We start from the raw sequence: 20,623 nt of genomic DNA on the forward strand, positions 1-20,623 counted from the left end.
TTAGTAAGGAGTATTATTATGACAGTAATTGAACAGGCGAGAGAACTTGGAAAGGCTATCCAGACAGATGATAGATATATCAGGTATATGAAGGCAAGTGAGATAAACGACACCGATACCGAGATACAAAACAAGATAGGCGAGTTCAACCTTAAAAGGGCAGAGCTCAGCGAGGCTATGAGAACTCCGGATAAGGATGCAGATAAGCTTACGACCCTTGATAAAGAGATCAGAGAGATGTACGATGAAATAATGGCTATGCCTAAAATGGTAGAATTCAATGAAGCCAAAGCTGAAATGGACAAGCTTCTTGATTCTATAAACTATATTGTTTCCATGGCTGCCAACGGGGAGGATCCGATGACCTGTCCGGAGCAAGCACCGCAAGGATGCTCGGGAAGCTGCAGCACGTGCGGAGGCTGTCATTAAGTATATCAAATGATAATAGGTAGGAAGTGAGCGCCCAATGCTTTTCAAAGATGTGGATGAATCAAAGCTGTCTCCCATGATGCAGCAGTATTTTGCAGTAAAAAAGAATTATAGGAATCACATCCTGTTTTACAGGCTGGGAGATTTTTATGAAATGTTTTTTGATGATGCTATTACTGCGTCAAGAGAACTTGAACTCACACTTACCGGAAGAGATTGTGGGCTGAGTGAACGTGCGCCTATGTGTGGTGTGCCGCACCATGCCTGTGATCTGTATATAAAAAAGCTTATTGACAAAGGCTTTATGGTCGCCATTTGTGAGCAGACCATGGATCCTTCCCAGTGTAAAGGTATCGTTCCGAGGGAAGTTATCCGGGTAGTTACTCCCGGAACGCTCATTGAGAGCAGTATGCTGGACGAGACCTCGAACAATTATATCTGTTCATTTTACACTCTCGATAAGCAAAGCTCATTGTGCTTTGCCGATATCTCAACCGGCGAGGTACATCTTTTTGAGTTTTCCGGAAAACAGATGACCAATGAAGCTATAAACGAGCTGTCAAGATTTGAACCGTCGGAGGTCCTTATCAACGATTCGTTCTTGTCAAATAAAGAACTTTCAAGATTTATTAGAGAAAAACTAAAAACCACAGTACAGCTTCTTGAAGAAATGGACTTTTCGGTAAAGTATCATACAGAAGATGTTTTGAAGCAGTTTTCTGTAAACAGTCTTGCCGATATCGGAATAGATCCCGAGAAGGTAAGTGCAAAAGCAGTTTGCGGTTTGTTTGCCTATATATACCAGACTCAAAAAGCGCTTGTTGGCAGATTTTCAAAGATAATCAAGCATGACGTTGACCCGGTGATGACTATCGGTTTCACAGCAAGAAGAAATCTTGAGCTTACTGAAACCCTGCGTAATAAGGAAAAGAAAGGCTCTCTCTTGTGGGTCATCGATTCTACAAAAACCTCAATGGGCAAGCGAATGCTTAAATCCTGGCTTGAACAGCCTCTGATAAACCCTGCCAAAATAACGTCCCGCCTTAATGCAGTTGAGCAATTTGTTGAGAATCCTGTGATGCTGTCCGAAATAAAGGAAGTTCTCAGCGGTGTTTACGACCTTGAAAGACTTATGACAAGGGTGATGTATAAGACCGCATCTCCAAGAGATCTGAAATCCTTATCTCTTACAGCGTTAAAGCTTCCTGTACTCAAGGATCTTCTGAAACAGTTTGATTCAAAACTCATCTGTGAGTGCGAAAACAGAATTTCTACTCTTGATGCAGTTTCTAATCTTATAGAAAACGCTATTGTTGACGAACCACCTGTAAACGTCAAGGACGGTGGTGTTATCAAGGACGGATTTAACGAACAGCTTGACGGACTTAGAAATATCCGCTCCGGCGGAAAGGATATAATTGACGATATCTGCGAACGTGAAAAAGAAAAAACAGGAATCAAGAATCTGAAGATAGGATATAATCGTGTTTTCGGATATTACATTGAGGTCACCAAGTCGTTCTATGACCTTGTACCTCAGACGTATATCCGAAAGCAGACGCTTGCAAATTGCGAAAGATTCATTACTGAGGAATTAAAGGTTGCTGAAAACACTATCCTTGGCGCAAGCGACAAGATAATCACTCTTGAACAGGAGATATTTACAGAGATCCGTGACTTTATTGCCACACAGCTTCGCCTTGTGCAGGAGACTGCCTCTGCTGTTGCACAGATAGATGTTCTGTGCTCCTTTGCGGGAGTTGCAATAAACAACAATTATACAAAGCCGGAAATAGCTATTGACGGTATAATTGATATCAAAAACGGAAGACACCCTGTTGTGGAACTGATGCAGAAGGACGAGGTGTTTGTCCCCAATAATACATATCTTGATCTTACCAGCAACAGAATGGCTGTTATTACAGGTCCCAATATGTCCGGTAAGTCCACGTATATGCGTCAGGTCGCACTTATAACCTTAATGGCGCAGATCGGATGCTTTGTGCCGGCAGATTATGCAAAGATATCAGTTGTTGACCAGATATTCACAAGGATCGGTGCTTCCGATGACCTTACAGCAGGACAGTCAACCTTTATGGTCGAAATGGCTGAGGTAGCTGATATAGTCAAGCATGCCACCAAGAACAGCCTTGTTATCCTTGACGAGGTTGGAAGAGGTACATCGACCTTTGACGGAATATCCATAGCAAGAGCTGTATCGGAGTATATTTCAACATCACGCTCACTTGGCTGCAAAACTTTGTTTGCAACACATTATCATGAATTGATCAGCCTTGAAAAAGAGCTTGTTGGGGTGCGCAATTTTTCCGTTGCTGTCAAGCGTCAGGGAGATTCAATAAAGTTTTTGAGAAAAATAGTTCCGGGCGGTGTAGATGAAAGCTACGGTATTGAAGTTGCAAAGCTCGCCGGACTTCCAGATAAGATAATATCAAGGGCAAAATCACTTCTTGCAGAGCTTGAAGAGGAAAACAGAAAAGCTCACCTTGCGGTGGAAAATACCGATTCAGCACAGGTATCGTTTGACAAGATCAGCGATTCGATCGTCCTTGACAGACTCAGAGAAACCAATGTCGATGAAATGACCGACGAAGAATTAAGAAGCTTTGTTAAAGAGCTTTCAACCTATCTTTAATGCATTAAAGATATAGAAAGGTAACAGCAAAATGTCCGAAATTAAAGTACTTACAAAAGAGATATCCGAGCTTATAGCCGCAGGAGAGGTTATCGACAGACCTTCTTCTGTGGCAAAAGAATTGCTTGAAAATGCGGTGGACGCAGGTTCAACCAATATTACCATAGAGATAAAAAACGGCGGAAGAACGTATCTTCGTGTGACAGATAACGGCAAAGGTATTTCTGCACAGGATCTTCCCACCGCATTCCTTCGCCATGCAACAAGCAAGATCGCTTCTAAAAATGACCTTGAAAGTATATTGACACTTGGTTTCAGAGGCGAAGCTCTTGCCTCGGTTTGTGCCGTTTCAAAAGTAAGCGTTCTCACAAAACGCCTCGACGACGAATACGGTACCCATTATGAGATAGAAGGCGGAGAGCAAAAGCTTATAGAGCAAAGCGGCTGTCCCGACGGCACGACATTTATTGTGAGAGATCTTTTTTACAATGTCCCTGCAAGGCTTAAATTCATGCGCAAGGATTCCACCGAGGGTAACTATGTTGCCGAGATAGTAACCAAGCTTACCCTTTCTCATCCGGAGATCTCATTCAAGTTTATAAGAGATAATAAAGTTGAATTTATATCCCCCGGTGACAGTAAGATTTACTCAGCTATTTATTCGGTATACGGAAGAGAATTTGCATCGTCCCTTGTACCTGTGGATTATAACTGGAAGGGAATACATATCAGCGGATATACCGTAAGACCACTTGAATCCAAAACAAACAGAAAGTTTCAGAATTTCTTTGTAAATCACAGATATATAAAGTCTGTTGCCTGTTCATGCGCCCTTGAAGATGCATACCGCAATCAGATAATGGTAGGTAAATTTCCTGCCTGTGTGCTTTATCTTCAGATACCGCCGGATACGGTCGATGTCAATGTGCATCCGACTAAGATCCAGGTGCGCTTTTCCAACGAAGGGCTTATGCACGAGGCAGTGTTCTATGCGATCAAGGATTCGCTTCTAAAAAACGATAAACCTAACGAGATCGTATTTGAAAGCAAACGCCATTTTACTGACAAGCAGCTTTATAGCGTAAAATCAGATCCGGGGGTTCAGATGCGCTTTGCAGATCCTGTACAGCCTGTACAGACACAGACTCCGCAGCGGCAGACGTTAACTGTTGCGGACCTATCCGATAATAAAACCGAACAAAGGTTGCCTGTGCAAAAAAATGATCCTCCGGAATCTGTTGAATATAACATTCCTGCCGAAAATGTGAACGCCTCTCAACAGCAAGCTTCTTATGCTGTCCAACCACAGGAGAAACCGCAAAAGCTTACCGTTGACCAGATAAATAAGCTGGTGAGTGAAATACCGCTTCCTAAGGAAGATGATCCCGGATCATTCAGGTTTATCGGTAACAGCGATTTGCAAAGAAAACCGGCTGAAGTTCCCGCCGTGCCCGCTGAAACAGCGGAAAAGCCCAGACCTGTGGTAATCGGTGAATTGTTCAGAACATTTGTGGTTGCCCAGTGCGGTGATGATATGCTTCTTATGGATAAGCACGCAGCACACGAAAGATATATCTTTGAAAAGATCAAAAATGATAAGAACCAGCTTGATCCTCAGATGCTGCTTGAGCCTGTAATGGTGGTGCTTGCGTATGATGAATATGATGCTCTTTCACAGAACGTTGAAAAAGCACGTCAGCTTGGATTTGAAATAGAGCCTGATGTTGCCCCCACTGTGGCGGTTAAGGGCGTTCCGGTCATTCTTGGGGACGAGAATCCGACTGAGGCAGTCAGCGAGCTTGCAAGAAATTTTATTGCGCATAAAATGGACCCTCAGATCGAGCTTTTTGATGACCTTTATCATTCCCTTGCCTGCAAGGCGGCTATTAAAGCTCATGACAAATCCAGCGTAGTGGAGCTTCAGGCTTTGATAGAAAATGTGTATGAAAATGATGATATCAGATATTGCCCACATGGCAGACCTGTGTTTATAAAGCTGTCAAAAAGAGATATTGAAAAACAGTTCAGACGCATTGTATAATAAAACGAAAGGGTGTCATCCGCTTTGAAAAAAATACCTGTTGTGGTGATCTGCGGACCAACCGCCTCCGGTAAGACGGCGGTTTCTGTAGAGCTTGCCCGAAAGCTGAATGGCGAGGTGATATCCGCTGATTCAATGCAGATCTATAAGGACTTGCAGATCGCAACTGCAAAACCGACTGCTGATGAAATGAATGGTGTTGTCCATCATCTTGTAGATGTGCTGGATCTTGATATGGATTTCAGCGTTGCGGATTATGTCAGACAGGCATCTGAAATAATTTCCGAAGTTTATTCACGAGGCAAGCTCCCGATCGTCTGCGGCGGAACCGGGCTTTATATTACATCTCTTATCGAGAATGTAAAGTTTGACGATACAGGAAATGATAATGCAATAAGACAAAGGCTTTCAGACGAGGCAAAAGAAAAGGGAAATCATTTACTCTGGGAAAGACTTTATGAAGTCGATCCCGAAACAGCTTTGAAAGTCCACGAGAACAACCTTCCCAGAGTTATAAGGGCGCTTGAAGTTTACGAACTAACAGGCGTAACTCTTTCACAGCATAAGATCAACAGCAGAAAAGAAGAGTCTCCTTATGATTCCTGTATTATCGGTCTTACCTGTGAGGACAGAGATAAGCTCTATGACAGGATAAATAAAAGGGTCGATGTTATGGTGGATAATGGACTTGTTGATGAATGCAGGGCTGTATATGAGCAGGGAGGGCTGAAAACAGCCTGTCAAGCTATTGGCTTTAAAGAACTTATACCATATTTCAACGGAGATCTCACTGTTGATGAATGTATAGATAAAATCAAGCTGGAAACACGTCATTACGCCAAAAGACAGCTTACTTGGTTCAGAAATCTTAGCGGTATACAGTGGGTGTATATCGATAAATTTGATTCTTTTGAAAAAATAATAAAAAATATCGAAAATATTGTAGCCAAATCCAAAATAATGTGTTATAATAGGTCTTGAACAGCATATCGTGCTGTCAGATGTGTAAGACAAAAATAAGGAGTGCTGAAAATGAATAAAAATATCAATCTTCAGGATGTGTTTTTAAATCAGGCGAGAAAGGAAAAAGTGGGAGTTACTATTTTCCTTATGAACGGTTATCAGTTCAAGGGTATCGTAAAAGGCTTTGATAGCTTTATAGTTATCCTTGATTGCGAGGGCAAACAGAATATAGTCTATAAGCACGCTATTTCTACTATCTCTCCGTCCAGACCGATAAGCATTCAGGAGCAGGACAGTACAGCTGAATAACAAGGAGTCTTTCAGATGAACTCATTGACCATTAAATTTCTTGCTGCGCTTATTGCCGTGCTTATGGTGACTGTTATCGGAAGTCAGCTTTACTATATCTTCAATGAAAAACATGATACTGAGGAAGCTGTGATAACTACTGTAAACGAGAATATTTCATTTGATGGCGTTGTTGTAAGAAATGAAACGGTGTTGAATTATAACGGCAGCGGAGTAATAGATTATCTTTTGCCGGATGGCAGTAAGGTCAAAACCGATGATGTAGTGGCCCAGGTTTATAACAACGAGGATCAGATACTGGCAAAAAAGAAAGCTGCCGATCTTACTGTTGAGATAGATAAGCTTTCTAAAGCACAAAATCCGGGTACAACGAATTTTATTCAGCCGGAAGCCATTAAAAATAAAATAAACAGCCAGTATAAGCAGATGCTTACAGGTATAGCCAAGGGCAATTATTCCGAGCTTGGTGAAATGAAAAGCGATTTGTCAATGACGATGAATATTTATGATATCGTTACTAAATCGCAAACCGGCTTTGACAGCAGAATGAATCAGCTTAAAGCCGAGAAGGATAAGCAAACTGCTGCGGCATCTTCTCCGACAGGAACAATAAAAACAACGCAGACAGGCTATTTTGTATCTTCAGCAGACGGATATGAAACTGAGCTTTCCATTGATAAGCTTGATTCTATAACACCTCAGAGGATCAAGGAGATCGTTGATGCTGCGCCCAAAAGACTTGAAAATGCTGTTGGAAAGATATTTGATAACTATTCTTGCAAGATAGTCGGTGTGCTGAAGAACGACAAAAGGATCGTTGAAGGCGTTGATCTAAAACTTGCTATGAGCGCTTCAAAGAGCTTGTATGTAGTTCATGTTGACTCTGTAAAGCCGGTGGAAGACGACAATATTATGGTGGTTATGAGCTGTGACAGGCTTGATGAGGAGCTTGCAGCAACAAGAGTGGCATCAAGCCTTATTGTATTTGATGAGTATACCGGTGTAAGAGTGCCCAGGAAAGCTATTCGCTTTAACGGAGAACAAAAGGGCGTTTATGTCATAGTCGGAAAGGATATCGTATTTAAGAAAATAGACGTTATCTATGAGGGAGATGATTTTGTTCTCTCCAAAAACACCGATGACCAGGAATACCTGTTAGTCTTTGATCAGATACTTCTTGAAAATGTTGACAGCAGTAAGGTTTCCACGCTTTCACCAAAGGATAGCAGCAGTAATAGTGATGAAAGCAACAGTTCAAAGGGGAAAGAGGCGGAAAGTGATGGATCTTCCCAAAAATAATTCTTCTAATTTTCAATATATCCTTGAAAATTATAAAGAAATATGTTATAATGTAGAGAACGCAAGGGCGAAATATGCTAAAAACGGCGAAAATGTGCAGATTATGGCTGTTACTAAGACTGTCGAGCCTGAAAAGATCAATTTTGCTGTTAGTCAGGGAGTAAAACTTCTGGGAGAAAACAGAGTTCAGGAGTTTATTTCCAAGAAAGACAGCTATGATAAAAGTGCTCAGGTGCATTTTATAGGTCACTTGCAGACCAATAAGGTCAAATATATAATCGAAGACGTTTCTATGATACAATCTGTTGACAGCCTGAAGCTTGCTGCACAGATAGATAAATCAGCATTGGCTCACAATAAGATAATGGATATACTTGTTGAGGTCAATGTTGGAGATGAGGCATCTAAAAGCGGCGTTGCCTACGACCAATGCCATGAACTTATCAGTGAGATTTCCCAGCTTGAAAATGTGAGGGTCAAAGGTCTTATGGCTATCCCTCCTATCGGTTGTGATGAAAGTGTGTTTGAAAAAATGCATGAGCTTTATCTGAGTATAAGTGAAATGAATATAAAAGGCGTTTGTATGCAGATACTTTCCATGGGAATGTCGGGAGATTATGAGCTGGCAATAAAGCATGGCTCAAATCTGGTAAGAATAGGAACAAAGCTCTTTGGAGCCAGAAAATATTTTGGAGGGTAATAAAATGGGATTCGTTAAGGGGTTCAAAAACTTTTTTATCGGTGAAGATGAAGAACCGGATGTTTATGAAACTCAAACAGAAAACAACGAAACACAGGAGGACAGAGAAATGTACAAAGAAAATGATTTCACACAGAATTCAGCTGTCAGAACAGAGCCTATATATGATAGAAAACCGGACCCTGTTATGCAGCTTGTTCTTGCAAGACCTAAGACTTTCCAGGAGGTTAAGTCAATAGGTGATGAGATCAATGCTCAGAAGACCGTTATTCTCAATCTTGAGACGGTCAGCAACGATGTAGGTACAAGGATCGTTGACTTTCTTTCCGGTGTTTCTTACGCAAATAGAGGAACAATGAAGCTTATTGCCGCAAAAACATTTGCTATCCTTCCTGAGGTAGTTGCATACGGCGGAGCTGACATTGCTCAGGAGCTTGAAAAGAACGGCTATAATTTCTGACATGCCACAGGAGAGATTTTCATATCTCGGCAATATATCCGATGAGGATAAAATCCTTTTAAAAAATGTCGTTTCCTGGGCAAAAGCCGCTTGGGAAAAAAATTATACAAAATATTCCTTCTTTCTCGATGAAAGACAGCAAAAGCTTTGTGAGGTAGTCCTTAGATCGGAAAAACTGGATAATTACAGTTTTTGGGGCGGATATGATTCTGCTGACAGAAAAGTTATTGGATTCTTTCCACAAGGCAAAGTGCTCCAAGAGGATGTTTATCCTATAAAGCCAATTTGCTTTACATACAGGACCGCTGACAAACTGTCACATAGAGATTTCCTTGGCAGCCTTATGAGTATGCGCATAGAAAGAGATTGCGTCGGTGATATCATCGTCGGAGAAGGAAAGACAAATGTTCTTGTCTATGAAACTGTTGCGCAGCGTGTGCTGTATGAAGTGAAGAAAATAGGTAGGGTCGGCGTTGAGGCTTCAATAGGCTTTGATAGTTCTATATCCTGCGAATGTAAACTGAGCGAGATATCGGGTACGGTTTCCTCCCTTCGTGCTGACTGCGTTTTCAGCCTTGCAACAAGACTTTCAAGGGATAAGGCTGCATTGTGTATAAAAACTCATGGGATATGCATAGATCATCTGATAAGCTATAAGCCAGATGAAAAAATATTGCAGGGACAGGCTTTCTCTGTAAAAGGATATGGCAAATATATTTTTAAATCAATAAATGGTGTCTCAAAAAAAGATAGAATTCATATTACATTGTGTAAATTTATTTAGGAGGGTCTTTAAATGTTGAATCCAAATAGTATCAGTAATCAGAAATTTGATGTCATAAAGAACGGATATGATATCGACGGTGTTAATGATTATCTCAAGGATGTTGCAGATGACTATGCAGCTCTGCTCAGAGATAACCAGGAAAAGGATATTAAGATCAACAAGCTTGTTGAAAAGGTCAACGAGCTTATGGCTGATAAAGATGCTATTACTGATGTTCTCGTAACAGCACAGAAGGATGCACGTAAGATCGTAAACGATGCCAAGGTTCAGGCAAAAGAGATGATCGACAGTGCAAAGACCGAGCAGATGCGCCTTGCTGAGCAGAGCGCTGCTGAGTGCGAGAGAATCGTTAAAGAGCATAAGGATAAGTGTGCTAAGCTGATAAGAGATAATACAGCTATAACCGAGAATAAGATCAATTCTCTTAAAGCTGCTTATGAGGAGGAGTTTGCTAAATACAGACAGCTCCAGGCTGAAGTTTCATATTTTAAGTCTGATCTTATTGAGCAGTATAAGGCACAGATCCAGCTGGTTATGGATCTTCCTACACTCTCTGAGGAAGAGCTTGACGAGTATGAGTCCTCTTTTGATGAGAATGGCAACTATATAGCTTCACAGGAGGTTGAAGAAGAGCCTGTTGAGGAGCAGCCGGCAGAGGATTACGTTGATGACAGCACAGCAGAGCTTGAGGCTGCTGCAAGAGAGGAAGAAGAAAGGGTAGAAAAGATACTTAATACAGGATCCTTTGAACCTGTTATCCCTAAGAGCACCCTTAATGATCTCCAGTTTGGCAAGAATAATTGATAATTTCTAAATGGCTCTGTAACAAACATATAGGTTTGAATACAGAGCCTTTTAATGGTTAATGCAATGCGGATATAGTAATATCCGCTCCTGTGGAAGGAAGATAGAATGTTTGTAATTTCGCTTTTGATCGCCGCCGGTCTTATTGCAGTAGATCAGATAATCAAAATAATTGTAAACGCAAATCTTGAGATCGGAAGCGTTGTGGAAGTGATCAAGTTTGGCGATTTTAAGCTTTTTAGCCTTAACCATGTAAGAAACAGCGGTGCTGCATGGAGCATTATGGAAGGCAAGACGTGGTTTCTGATCGGTCTTCCTGTTGTAATCTGCGTTCTGGGCGTGTATTATATGTACAGACAAAGGAATTCAAGTAAGCTGCAGCTCGTTTCACTGGCTATGCTTATCGCAGGGGGACTTGGCAATCTTATAGATAGGATAAGGATAAAAGAAGTAATCGATTATATCAAATTTGAGCCTTTTAAGTTTCCGGTATTCAACTTTGCCGATATTTGCGTTGTCGTAGGAGCAATTCTTTTTGCTGTATATATTATCTTCCTTGATAATTCGGGCAAAAAAGCAACAGAATCAGATATTGCAGAAACTGAAGACACGGCAAATACTGCGGAGGAAAAAGATGAATAAAATCTGTTTTACCGCAGGTGAGAAGGATGTTGGAACAAGAGTTGATAAATTTATTTCCGATAACGAATCTTCGCTTACACGCAGTGCTGTGCAAAAGCTTATAGACAGCGGTCTTGTTCTTTGCAATGAAGCAGAAATTCCAAAGAATTATAAGCTTAGAATCGGTGACGAGATCATTGTAAATGTACCAGATCCTGTGGAGCTTGATGTTGCAGCAGAAGATATTTCCCTGGAAATAGTTTACGAAGACGACGACCTTATTGTTGTAAATAAACCCAAGGGTATGGTCGTGCATCCTGCTGCCGGCAATTACAGCGGGACCCTTGTTAATGCGCTGTTATACCATTGTAAAGGCAGGCTTTCTTCTATTAACGGGGTTATAAGACCCGGCATTGTTCACAGAATAGATAAGAATACAAGCGGTCTGCTTATTGTGGCTAAAAACGATGATGCTCATAATATGCTTGCCGAGCAGATAAAAGCACACAGTTTTACCAGGGAGTATTGTGCCATTGTTACAGGAAGGTTTTCTGAAAAAATAGGTACTGTACACGCTCCCATAGGAAGAAGTAAATATGACAGGAAGAAAATGTGCGTATGCGATACTAACTCCAAGGATGCAATTACGCATTATGAGGTCATAGATGAGTTTGGAAACTTTTCTCTTGTCAGATTCTGCCTTGAAACAGGCAGAACACACCAGATCAGAGTCCATTGCGCATATATAGGTCACGCTGTATATGGTGACGATGTCTATGGAAAGGCTGTTAAAGGTGTCCAAGGGCAATGCCTTCACGCAAAAAAGATAGGTTTTGTGCACCCTACAAGTGGTGAATATATGGAGTTTGACAGCGAGCTGCCAGATTATTTTGTAACAATTCTGAGCAAGCTTAAAAAGATCTTTTGAGGAAATGTATGTTTGAAGATATAAAAAAAGTAGTTCTGATAACCGATATGGACGGAACTTTCTTACCGGCAAGCAAGATACCGGGGAAAAAATCTCTTGAAGCTGTTGAGAGGCTGTGTAAAGCCGGAGGTCGGTTTTCCATAGCCACAGGCAGATCACTGCAGGCTTCACGTCCTTATTTTGATATTGTTAATGTCAACTGTCCGATCATAATGTGTAACGGCGGAATGATATATGATATAAATAATAACGTGCAGATATATGATGTCTATGTTCCATGTGGAACAAAGCAAATAGTTTCGCAGATACTTGGTGATAACAAGGATGTTGGATGCGAGGTGCTGAAACTGGATAATGTGTATGTCCCTCAGCTCACACCTCTTGAAAAACGTCACCTTGAGATCTGCAAGATATCCGATCCGGTCATAACTGATATTGATAGTATTCCGGATAACTGGTATAAAGTGTTGTTTGCCCTTGAACCGGACAAAATGGACGACCTTGTAGAATATGTAAAAGCGCATGATTTCAGTGGCGTGGATTTTGTTCGTTCAGCACCTGAATACTACGAGATACTTCCTCAGAACATTTCAAAAGGTTCAGCCCTTAAAATGATGAGAGAAGTTTGTAATATGCAGGATTATACATTTGTTGCTGTGGGTGACTATAATAACGACCTTGAAATGATAATGGAGGCTGATGTTGGGATCTGCCCCTCAAACGCCAGCGATGAAGTAAAATCTTCGGCGGATATAATACTGGAAGAGTCCTGTGAAGAGGATGTCATTGCCAGAGTTATAGATATTATTTTCGATAGATGTCAAGCAAAAAACGGAGGTTAAAGTATGGATGAATTATTGAAAAAGCAGCTTGAGATCGCTGCGTGCAAAATCCGAATGGGAGTGATCGAAGGAACCTATAATGCCCGTTCCGGTCACCCGGGCGGCTCTCTTTCGATAGCTGATCTTGTTGCATATCTGTATTTTGCTAAAATGAATGTTTACCCTGACAAACCGGACGAGCCTTCAAGAGACAGATTTGTCCTTTCAAAGGGTCATACAGCTCCCGCACTTTACGCTGCGCTGGCTGAAAAAGGCTTTTTCTCAAAGGAGGAGATAAAGTCTCTTCGCCACATCGGTGCATTGCTTCAAGGGCATCCTTGCATAAATATCCCCGGTGTTGATATGTCCTCCGGTTCTCTTGGACAGGGTATATCTGCTGCCTGCGGAATGGCACTTTCAGGTAAGCTTACAAGCGATACTTATAAGGTGTACACTGTCCTTGGCGACGGTGAGATACAGGAAGGTCAGGTATGGGAGGCAGCAATGTTTGCTTCGCATTATAAGCTTGATAATCTTGTTGCTGTGGTGGATAATAACGGTTTGCAGATCGACGGCAAAGTCGAGGATGTAATGAGTATTTATCCTATCGCCGATAAATTCGAGGCATTTGGCTGGCACGCCATCAGAGATGTTGATGCACATGACTTTGATGCTATTGAAAAAGCTTTTGACGAAGCTGAAAGCATTGTTGACCAACCGGTCGTTATTGTCATGAACAGCATTAAGGGCAAGGGCGTTTCATTTATGGAAAATGTTGCTTCCTGGCATGGTGTTGCACCAAATAAGGAACAGTATGAGCAGGCTATGGCTGAGCTTTCTGCCCAGCTCAATGATCTGGAGGGTTGAAAGATATGGAAGAAGTAAAGAGAATAGCCACAAGAGAAAGCTACGGCAATGCATTGGCTGAGCTTGGCGATAAGTATGACAACCTCTATGTTTTTGATGCCGATCTTGCAGCTGCAACAAAGACGTGTATTTTCCAAAAGAAGTTCCCTGATAGATTCTTCGACTGTGGTATTGCCGAGGCAAATATGATGGGTGTTGCAGCCGGAATGGCAGCAACAGGAAAGATACCTTTTGTTTCAAGCTTTGCTATGTTTGCCGCCGGAAGAGCATTTGAGCAGGTAAGAAACTCTATAGGTTATCCCCATCTTAATGTTAAGATCGGAGCTACTCACGCAGGTATTTCCGTTGGTGAAGACGGTGCTACACACCAGTGTAATGAGGATATCGCCCTTATGAGAACAATTCCGGGAATGGTAATAATAAATCCGGCAGACGATATTGAGGCAAAAGCCGCTGTAAAAGCAGCTGTTGAATATGTCGGACCTGTATACATGAGACTGGGAAGACTTGCTGTTCCGGTTTTTAACGATCCTGAAAACTATTCATTTGAGATCGGAAAGGGTATAAAGCTTCGTGACGGAAAAGATATAACTATCGTTGCTACCGGTTTAATGGTATATGAGGCTGTCCAAGCTGCAAAGGCACTGGCTGAAGAAGGCATTGAAGCTACTGTAATTAACATCCATACCATCAAACCTATCGACAAGGACATTATTATCCGATCTGCAAAGAATACCGGTCTTGTGCTTACCGTTGAGGAACACAGCGTTATCGGTGGTCTTGGCGAAGCAGTTTGTGATGTTCTTTGCGAGAATTATCCAACCAAGGTTATCAAGATCGGAGTAAATGATGAGTTTGGTTATTCGGGACCTGCGGTGGATCTGCTGAAAAAATTTGGTTTAAGTGCAGAGAATATCGCAAAAACTGCAAAGGAAGCTGTAAATAACAAGTAATACTTTTAAGGACAGGTTTTTTGACCTGTCCTTTTTTAACGCTTATCACCTTTTTTGAGTATAATGCTTCAAAAGGGGTGGTGATCTAATGAGTGCGTACAGAACATCCAAAAAATGCAGGCTTTCATATATTGTTCTTTCGATCCTGCTTGCACTTATTGTTTTGATAGGTTATTTTTGTTATCAGCTGTCACTGCATCTTGACGAGGTGTGCCGCTCGGAAAGTAAGCTGCTGGCAGTTGAAATGATAAATTCTGCTGTGGAGGAGACTCTATCTGCTGATATTACAGGGGAGCTTATAAAGGAAACAAAAGATGAAAAGGGCAATGTGGTCGCCCTGTCACTGGATCCTGTAAGTACCAATAAGATAAATAACATAGTTTCACAGGCTGTTAGTCGGAAAATAAGAGAAAATGAAAACAAAGCATTTAATGTCCCTATAGGGACTTTAAGCGGAATACCTTTCTTGAATGGAAGGGGTTTTGATCTTGATCTTAGACTGAATCAGATAGGTCTTGTTACCACAAGGATCAGATCGGAGTTTGAAGCTTGCGGTATAAACCAGACGAGATATAAAGTATATATCGAAATAAATGTGGAGCTGAATGCAATAATGTCTGTGAATAACGCAAAAATATCTGTTGAGCACCAGTATCTTATAGGCGAAAAAGTAATTGTAGGAGATGTGCCTCAAAGCTATTTTTCAATATAAATGCTTGTATTTTCGGCTTTGTAGTGGTATAATATTTAAGCCGAATGATAAACAGATAACAAATAAAAGAGAATTACAAGGAGTCCGGACGCTATGGATATGAATGAAGCAAAAAAAAGAATAAATGAGCTTGTTGAAACGCTGAATTATCATGCGCATTTATATTATGTTGAGGATACAAACGAGATATCTGATTATGAATATGATATGCTGCAAAGAGAGCTTAAGGAGCTTGAAGCGCTGTACCCACAGTATATCCGTAAAGATTCACCCACGCAGCGTGTAGGCGGTGCGCCTGTATCAATATTTGCAAAGGTTGAGCATAAAGTGCAGATGGGTTCACTGCAGGACGTGTTTTCATTTGATGAAGTCAGAAGCTTCATTGATACCGTAAGAAAGACTGTTGATGATCCGGAATTTGTTGTTGAGCCAAAGATAGACGGTTTATCGGTTTCCCTTGAGTATCATAACGGTGAGTTTATTATTGGTTCCACACGTGGTGACGGTTTTGTTGGCGAGGATGTTACAAAGAATCTTATGACAGTTAAGAGTATTCCTATTAAACTTAACAAAGATCTCCCCTTGATAGAAGTCAGAGGCGAGACATATATGCCAAAAGACGTTTTTTTTAAGCTTGTTAAAGAACAAGAGGATAACGACGAGCAACCTTTTAAGAACCCTCGTAATGCAGCAGCCGGTTCACTGAGACAGAAGGATCCGAAGATAGCTGCAAAGAGAAATCTTGATATATTCTGTTTTAATGTTCAGCAGATCGAGGGGATCGAGCTTACATCGCATAAGCAGTCCCTTGACCTTTTGAAAGAGCTTGGTTTCAAGACTGTTCCTGGCTATGTAAAAGTAAAGACAGCTGATGAGGTTGTGCAACAGATAGAAAAGATAGGTCAGATGCGCTTTGACCTTGCATACGATATTGATGGAGTGGTTATTAAAGTCGATAGCTTCACTCAGAGGGAATCCCTCGGTTCAACAGCTAAGGTGCCTAAATGGGCTGTGGCTTATAAGTTCCCACCTGAGGAGAAAAACTCCAGACTCATTGATATAGAGCTTAATGTGGGAAGAACAGGTGTCGTTACACCTGTTGCAGTTTTTGAGTCTGTATTTCTTGCCGGCACCAGCGTTTCAAGGGCAACGCTCCACAATCAGGATTTTATAAATGAAAAGAACATCAGCATCGGTGATATTATCCGTGTCAGAAAGGCGGGAGATATTATACCTGAAGTGCTGGGAAGCGTTGAAAAGCATGGAGAAGGAACATTCAAACTGCCGGATAAATGCCCGGTGTGCGGTTCTGAGCTTGTAAAGAATGCGGACGAGGCAGCGATTCGTTGTCCAAATGTTGAGTGCCCTGCGCAGATATTCAGAAGTATTGTCCACTTTGCATCAAAGGGTGCTATGAATATTGACGGTCTCGGTCCTCAGATCGTACGCCTTTTGCTGGATAAGGGTCTAATCAGCTCTGTCGCCGATCTTTACAGTCTTAAACCATCTGATCTTATGGAGCTTGATAACTTTAAGGAGAAATCGGTCAATAATCTTTTGACGGCTATTGAAAAATCAAAAAACAATTCCTTGGACAGACTTGTTTTTGCGCTTGGAATAAGAAATATAGGACAAGCCTCGGCAAAGCTGCTTTGCGATAAATTCGGAGATCTGGAGAATATAATGGCCGCAAGTGCCGATGATATTGCATCTATTGATGGCTTCGGAGATGTAATGGCTGCAAGTGTGTATAAAGCTTTTCATGAGAAGCATATGATCGCTCTCATTGAAAAGCTGACTCAATGCGGTCTGAATACAAAGTATGTTAAAACTCAGGTGGATGATCGATTTGCAGGCAAGATTTTTGTCCTGACAGGAACACTCCCAACACTTAAACGTGATGAGGCAAAAGCGCTTATTGAAAAATACGGCGGCAAAGCATCGGGCTCGGTTTCCAAGAAAACAAGCTATGTTCTTGCCGGTGAAGAGGCAGGAAGTAAGCTTACTAAAGCACAAGAGCTTGGCATAGAGATAATAACCGAAGAACAGTTCAGAGAAATGATCAAATAATGATCGGAGCGTATTTATGGTACTTGACTTAATAAAAACAGCTGAGCTTTCCAGATTGGAGCTTCCGGAAAACACCGATCTGCTGGAAAAACAAATGAATGATATCATGAATATGGTAGCTGTTCTCTCTGAAGCGGAAGATATGGGGACAGAGAACAGTGAAATAAGGGCAGCACTAAGGGAAGACGGGATGTTTTCAGATACCATGTCTGAAAATGACATCTTTGGAAATGCCCCCTCACATGAAAACGGGTACTTTTGCGTCCCGGGAATGGTAAAGTGATAATGGAGATTTACAATTATTACGCATATGAGCTCAACAGTTTGTTCAAAAGCGGGGAGATCAGCGCATCTGAGATAACAAAAGCTTTTCTTGAGCGAATAAGGACTGTTGACAGCAAGTTTAACAGCTTTATCAGTATCTATGAACAACCTGCCCTTGACGCAGCACAAAACATTGATACAAAACGAGCAAGAGGGGAGCAGCTGTCGGGTCTTGCAGCCGTCCCCGTGGGTATAAAAGACAACATTGCCGTTAAGGGAATGAAAATGACCTGCGGTTCCAAAATGCTTGAGAATTTTATTTCACCGTACAATGCTTCGGTCGTTGAAAAACTATACAGTAAAGACTGCGTCATTGTGGGAAAGTTGAATATGGACGAGTTTGCCATGGGTTCATCTTCCGAGACATCGATTTTCGGCGTTGTACGAAACCCTTATGACATTGATAGAGTTGCCGGAGGTTCATCAGGTGGATGTGCAGCGGCAGTAAGTGCTCGTGAAGTTCCTGTTTCTTTCGGATCGGATACAGGCGGTTCGATCAGGCTTCCGGCCTCTTTCTGCGGCACAGTCGGGCTTAAACCCACATATTCTGCGGTTTCAAGATATGGACTTACCGCCTTTTCATCTTCATTGGATCAGATTGGTCCTTTAAGCAGATGTGTTAAAGATACTGCACTGGCATATGATGCCATAAGCGGTCATGACAGTCGGGATTCAACCTCATGTTCTTTCAAAAACACAAAGTGCTTTGATGATCTGAAGTGTGGGGTAAATGGGTTAACAGTCGGTGTTCCGTACGAGCTCTTTTCAGGTAAAATTGATCCGTCTGTGGAGGAAAGTTTTAATTCTTTCTTAAAAAAGGCTGAAATGCTTGGTGCAAAGACCGAGGAGATTGAGCTCAAAACAAGCCGCTTTGCTCTGCCTGCGTATTATGTAATCTCTTCGGCGGAGGCATCGTCTAACCTTTCCCGATTTGACGGAGTAAGATACGGTTTCAGAGCAAACCATTATACAGATACCAATGATATGTATATAAAAACACGCAGCGAAGGTTTCGGCGAGGAGGTCAAAAGGCGTATATTGCTGGGTACTTTCGTTCTTAGTTCGGGCTATTATGATAAATACTACAAAAAAGCTGTCAACGCAGCAAGGCAGATCAGAAATGAGATCAACAGTATTCTTGAGAAAATTGATGTTATTGCACTGCCTACAGCTCCGCAAACCGCATTTAAAATAGGGGAGAAGATTTCAGCCCCTGTTGAGATGTATAACAACGATGTGTTTACTGTTATCGCTAATCTGACAGGACTACCTGCGATAAGCTTTCCGTGCGGTAGGGATAATAGTGGTTTACCAATCGGCGCACAGCTTATTACAAGAGCTTTCAATGAGCAGATGCTGCTTGATATGGCGTATACTTACGAAACTGATATCGGCGGTTTTTCAAGCCCTGAACTATGATAAAGAGGAGATGTCATGCAAATGGCTGAGTATTTGACAGCAATAGGTCTTGAGACCCATGCTGAACTAAGCACTGATACAAAGATCTTCTGTAATTGCAAAAATCGTTTTGGTGCACCGCCTAATACTAATGTGTGTCCTGTTTGCATGGGACTCCCCGGTGCGTTGCCAACTATTAACAGTACAGCTGTTGAATATGCAGTACGGATGGGTCATGCACTTAACTGTAAGATAAATCTTGTCAGCAGATTTGACAGGAAAAACTATCTTTATCCGGATCTTCCAAAGGCTTATCAGATATCCCAGTCAAATGTTCCGATTTGTGTTGACGGATGGGTGGATTTTTGGTATAATGATCAAGTAAGGCGTGTGCGTATTGAGCGTATACATATGGAAGAAGATGCCGGAAAGCTTATCCATAGCGAGAGCAGCGACATTATTACTTATGTTGATCTTAATCGCTGCGGTGTCCCGCTTATAGAGATAGTTACAAAGCCTGATATCAGATCTCCCGGTGAAGCAGCCGCATACCTGAAAACTATCAGGTCTATCCTGACTTACCTTGATATCTGCGATTGCAGAATGCAGGAGGGTTCAATAAGAAGTGACGTCAATGTTTCGTTGAACCGTCCCGGTGAGCCTTTGGGTGTACGCTGTGAGATGAAAAACATAAATAGTTTTTCGGCTGTTACAAGAGCAGCTGAATACGAGATAAAACGCCAGCAGGAAATACTTGACGCAGGCGGCATAATACAACAGCAGACAAGACGCTGGGATGACGTAAAAGGTATCAGTTCTGTAATGCGTACAAAGGAAAATGCCGATGATTACAGATACTTTCCGGAGCCTGACATACCGCCTGTGGAGATCAGCCAAAGGCGATGTGATGAGCTGAAAAAGAGTGTTCCGGAGCTTGGAAATATAAAGCTTATCAGATATATTTCTGAGTACTGCCTGAACGAAAAAGATGCACATTATATATGTGATGATCCTAAACTGGCGGCATTTTTCGACGAATGCGTGCAAAGCGGTCGATATTCCCCACAGGTGTATAGCCGCAGGATAATGAGCGAGCTTGCCAAATATCTGAATGCGAATGAAAAGTCCTTTGAAGATATTAGACTTGATGTAAAGCGTTTTAATGAGCTCCTTGGTGAAGTTGAAAAAGGCAATATCTCAAATTCTGCTTTTAAAAAAGCCTTTGAGTTCATGATTGAAAATGATGATAATGTAAAAACAATAATCAATGATCTCGGTCTTTTACAGCTTACAGATGAAAGTGAACTTGAAAGGATCGCAGAGCTTGTAATAAAACAAAATCCCAAGTCAGTTGATGACTATAAGAAAGGTAAAACTAACGCCTTGGGATACATTATGGGGCAATGTATGAAATGCTCCAAAGGGAAAGCTGACCCCGTCAGAATGAAAGAAATAGTGCTTTCACATCTGGCGAAGTAATAAAT

The 20,623-nt window shown here is 41.6% G+C and carries 20 protein-coding genes; all 20 read left to right on the forward strand.

The genetic code is table 11. From position 1 onward, the window contains the following. Positions 1-18: 18 nt before the first annotated feature. The 20 genes from T494_RS0106500 (at position 19) to gatB (ending at position 20,618) form a co-directional block, all read left to right on the forward strand. Positions 19-429 carry a YlbF family regulator gene (locus tag T494_RS0106500; RefSeq protein WP_028505609.1) on the forward strand — a complete coding sequence of 137 codons (411 nt, stop codon included), beginning with the start codon at positions 19-21 and terminating at the stop codon, positions 427-429. 37 nt (positions 430-466) lie between these two features. After that, positions 467-3,082, forward strand: coding sequence for a DNA mismatch repair protein MutS (gene mutS / locus T494_RS0106505; RefSeq protein ID WP_028505610.1), 2,616 nt, complete (start codon positions 467-469; stop codon positions 3,080-3,082). A 31-nt stretch (positions 3,083-3,113) separates the two neighbouring features. After that, positions 3,114-5,123, forward strand: coding sequence for a DNA mismatch repair endonuclease MutL (gene mutL / locus T494_RS0106510; protein WP_028505611.1), 2,010 nt, complete (start codon positions 3,114-3,116; stop codon positions 5,121-5,123). Positions 5,124-5,147: 24 nt separating this feature from the next. Continuing rightward, positions 5,148-6,104 (forward strand): tRNA (adenosine(37)-N6)-dimethylallyltransferase MiaA, encoded by a 957-nt coding sequence (miaA, locus tag T494_RS0106515; protein WP_028505612.1) that lies wholly within the window; start codon positions 5,148-5,150, stop codon positions 6,102-6,104. A 51-nt stretch (positions 6,105-6,155) separates the two neighbouring features. Continuing rightward, entirely contained in the window at positions 6,156-6,395 is a 240-nt protein-coding gene (gene hfq / locus T494_RS0106520; RefSeq protein WP_028505613.1) for an RNA chaperone Hfq, read from the forward strand. 15 nt (positions 6,396-6,410) lie between these two features. Beyond that, positions 6,411-7,694: an HlyD family efflux transporter periplasmic adaptor subunit gene (locus tag T494_RS12510; RefSeq protein WP_051540162.1), complete on the forward strand. Its 1,284-nt coding sequence runs from the start codon at positions 6,411-6,413 to the stop codon at positions 7,692-7,694. Next, entirely contained in the window at positions 7,675-8,394 is a 720-nt protein-coding gene (locus tag T494_RS0106530) for a YggS family pyridoxal phosphate-dependent enzyme (protein ID WP_028505614.1), read from the forward strand. The genes T494_RS12510 and T494_RS0106530 overlap by 20 nt, the downstream gene beginning before the upstream one ends. 4 nt (positions 8,395-8,398) lie before the next feature. Beyond that, on the forward strand, positions 8,399-8,854 hold the full coding sequence (locus T494_RS13405; protein WP_051540164.1) for a cell division protein SepF: 456 nt from the start codon (positions 8,399-8,401) through the stop codon (positions 8,852-8,854). Beyond that, positions 8,829-9,638: a YlmH/Sll1252 family protein gene (locus T494_RS0106540; protein ID WP_242836402.1), complete on the forward strand. Its 810-nt coding sequence runs from the start codon at positions 8,829-8,831 to the stop codon at positions 9,636-9,638. The genes T494_RS13405 and T494_RS0106540 overlap by 26 nt, the downstream gene beginning before the upstream one ends. Positions 9,639-9,650: 12 nt before the next feature. Beyond that, positions 9,651-10,445, forward strand: coding sequence for a DivIVA domain-containing protein (locus T494_RS0106545; protein ID WP_028505616.1), 795 nt, complete (start codon positions 9,651-9,653; stop codon positions 10,443-10,445). Between the two features lie 108 nt (positions 10,446-10,553). Continuing rightward, on the forward strand, positions 10,554-11,087 hold the full coding sequence (gene lspA, locus T494_RS12520; protein ID WP_051540166.1) for a signal peptidase II: 534 nt from the start codon (positions 10,554-10,556) through the stop codon (positions 11,085-11,087). Further along, the gene (locus T494_RS0106555) at positions 11,080-11,994 is read left to right on the forward strand and encodes an RluA family pseudouridine synthase (protein ID WP_028505617.1); all 915 of its coding nucleotides are present in this window, start codon (positions 11,080-11,082) and stop codon (positions 11,992-11,994) included. Before lspA ends, T494_RS0106555 begins: the two co-directional genes overlap by 8 nt. A gap of 8 nt (positions 11,995-12,002) precedes the next feature. After that, entirely contained in the window at positions 12,003-12,836 is an 834-nt protein-coding gene (locus tag T494_RS0106560) for a Cof-type HAD-IIB family hydrolase (RefSeq protein ID WP_028505618.1), read from the forward strand. Positions 12,837-12,839: 3 nt separating this feature from the next. Beyond that, a complete protein-coding gene (locus T494_RS0106565) occupies positions 12,840-13,682 on the forward strand; it encodes a transketolase (RefSeq protein ID WP_028505619.1) in 843 nt (280 codons plus the stop codon). A 5-nt stretch (positions 13,683-13,687) separates the two neighbouring features. After that, the gene (locus T494_RS0106570) at positions 13,688-14,635 is read left to right on the forward strand and encodes a transketolase family protein (RefSeq protein WP_028505620.1); all 948 of its coding nucleotides are present in this window, start codon (positions 13,688-13,690) and stop codon (positions 14,633-14,635) included. An 88-nt stretch (positions 14,636-14,723) separates the two neighbouring features. Continuing rightward, the gene (yunB, locus tag T494_RS0106575) at positions 14,724-15,347 is read left to right on the forward strand and encodes a sporulation protein YunB (RefSeq protein WP_028505621.1); all 624 of its coding nucleotides are present in this window, start codon (positions 14,724-14,726) and stop codon (positions 15,345-15,347) included. Positions 15,348-15,440: 93 nt separating this feature from the next. After that, a complete protein-coding gene (gene ligA, locus T494_RS0106580; RefSeq protein ID WP_028505622.1) occupies positions 15,441-17,417 on the forward strand; it encodes an NAD-dependent DNA ligase LigA in 1,977 nt (658 codons plus the stop codon). A gap of 16 nt (positions 17,418-17,433) precedes the next feature. Beyond that, positions 17,434-17,700: an Asp-tRNA(Asn)/Glu-tRNA(Gln) amidotransferase subunit GatC gene (locus tag T494_RS12525; protein ID WP_037344142.1), complete on the forward strand. Its 267-nt coding sequence runs from the start codon at positions 17,434-17,436 to the stop codon at positions 17,698-17,700. Positions 17,701-17,702: 2 nt separating this feature from the next. Continuing rightward, positions 17,703-19,160 carry an Asp-tRNA(Asn)/Glu-tRNA(Gln) amidotransferase subunit GatA gene (gene gatA, locus T494_RS0106590; protein ID WP_028505623.1) on the forward strand — a complete coding sequence of 486 codons (1,458 nt, stop codon included), beginning with the start codon at positions 17,703-17,705 and terminating at the stop codon, positions 19,158-19,160. A 21-nt stretch (positions 19,161-19,181) separates the two neighbouring features. Continuing rightward, positions 19,182-20,618, forward strand: coding sequence for an Asp-tRNA(Asn)/Glu-tRNA(Gln) amidotransferase subunit GatB (gene gatB, locus T494_RS0106595; protein WP_037344144.1), 1,437 nt, complete (start codon positions 19,182-19,184; stop codon positions 20,616-20,618). Positions 20,619-20,623 lie beyond the last annotated feature (5 nt).

This window comes from Ruminococcus sp. FC2018 (assembly GCF_000621805.1).
Taxonomy (GTDB): Bacteria; Bacillota; Clostridia; order Oscillospirales; family Ruminococcaceae; genus Hominimerdicola.

What these genes read in the sequence shown, in the direction of transcription:
- T494_RS0106500 (WP_028505609.1), top strand. Translation starts at nt 19, where the DNA reads ATGACAGTAATTGAACAGGCGAGAGAACTTGGAAAGGCTATCCAGACA.
- mutS (WP_028505610.1), top strand. Translation starts at nt 467, where the DNA reads ATGCTTTTCAAAGATGTGGATGAATCAAAGCTGTCTCCCATGATGCAG.
- mutL (WP_028505611.1), top strand. Translation starts at nt 3,114, where the DNA reads ATGTCCGAAATTAAAGTACTTACAAAAGAGATATCCGAGCTTATAGCC.
- hfq (WP_028505613.1), top strand. Translation starts at nt 6,156, where the DNA reads ATGAATAAAAATATCAATCTTCAGGATGTGTTTTTAAATCAGGCGAGA.
- T494_RS12510 (WP_051540162.1), top strand. Translation starts at nt 6,411, where the DNA reads ATGAACTCATTGACCATTAAATTTCTTGCTGCGCTTATTGCCGTGCTT.
- T494_RS0106530 (WP_028505614.1), top strand. Translation starts at nt 7,675, where the DNA reads ATGGATCTTCCCAAAAATAATTCTTCTAATTTTCAATATATCCTTGAA.
- T494_RS13405 (WP_051540164.1), top strand. Translation starts at nt 8,399, where the DNA reads ATGGGATTCGTTAAGGGGTTCAAAAACTTTTTTATCGGTGAAGATGAA.
- T494_RS0106545 (WP_028505616.1), top strand. Translation starts at nt 9,651, where the DNA reads ATGTTGAATCCAAATAGTATCAGTAATCAGAAATTTGATGTCATAAAG.
- lspA (WP_051540166.1), top strand. Translation starts at nt 10,554, where the DNA reads ATGTTTGTAATTTCGCTTTTGATCGCCGCCGGTCTTATTGCAGTAGAT.
- T494_RS0106555 (WP_028505617.1), top strand. Translation starts at nt 11,080, where the DNA reads ATGAATAAAATCTGTTTTACCGCAGGTGAGAAGGATGTTGGAACAAGA.
- T494_RS0106560 (WP_028505618.1), top strand. Translation starts at nt 12,003, where the DNA reads ATGTTTGAAGATATAAAAAAAGTAGTTCTGATAACCGATATGGACGGA.
- T494_RS0106565 (WP_028505619.1), top strand. Translation starts at nt 12,840, where the DNA reads ATGGATGAATTATTGAAAAAGCAGCTTGAGATCGCTGCGTGCAAAATC.
- T494_RS0106570 (WP_028505620.1), top strand. Translation starts at nt 13,688, where the DNA reads ATGGAAGAAGTAAAGAGAATAGCCACAAGAGAAAGCTACGGCAATGCA.
- yunB (WP_028505621.1), top strand. Translation starts at nt 14,724, where the DNA reads ATGAGTGCGTACAGAACATCCAAAAAATGCAGGCTTTCATATATTGTT.
- ligA (WP_028505622.1), top strand. Translation starts at nt 15,441, where the DNA reads ATGGATATGAATGAAGCAAAAAAAAGAATAAATGAGCTTGTTGAAACG.
- T494_RS12525 (WP_037344142.1), top strand. Translation starts at nt 17,434, where the DNA reads ATGGTACTTGACTTAATAAAAACAGCTGAGCTTTCCAGATTGGAGCTT.
- gatA (WP_028505623.1), top strand. Translation starts at nt 17,703, where the DNA reads ATGGAGATTTACAATTATTACGCATATGAGCTCAACAGTTTGTTCAAA.
- gatB (WP_037344144.1), top strand. Translation starts at nt 19,182, where the DNA reads ATGGCTGAGTATTTGACAGCAATAGGTCTTGAGACCCATGCTGAACTA.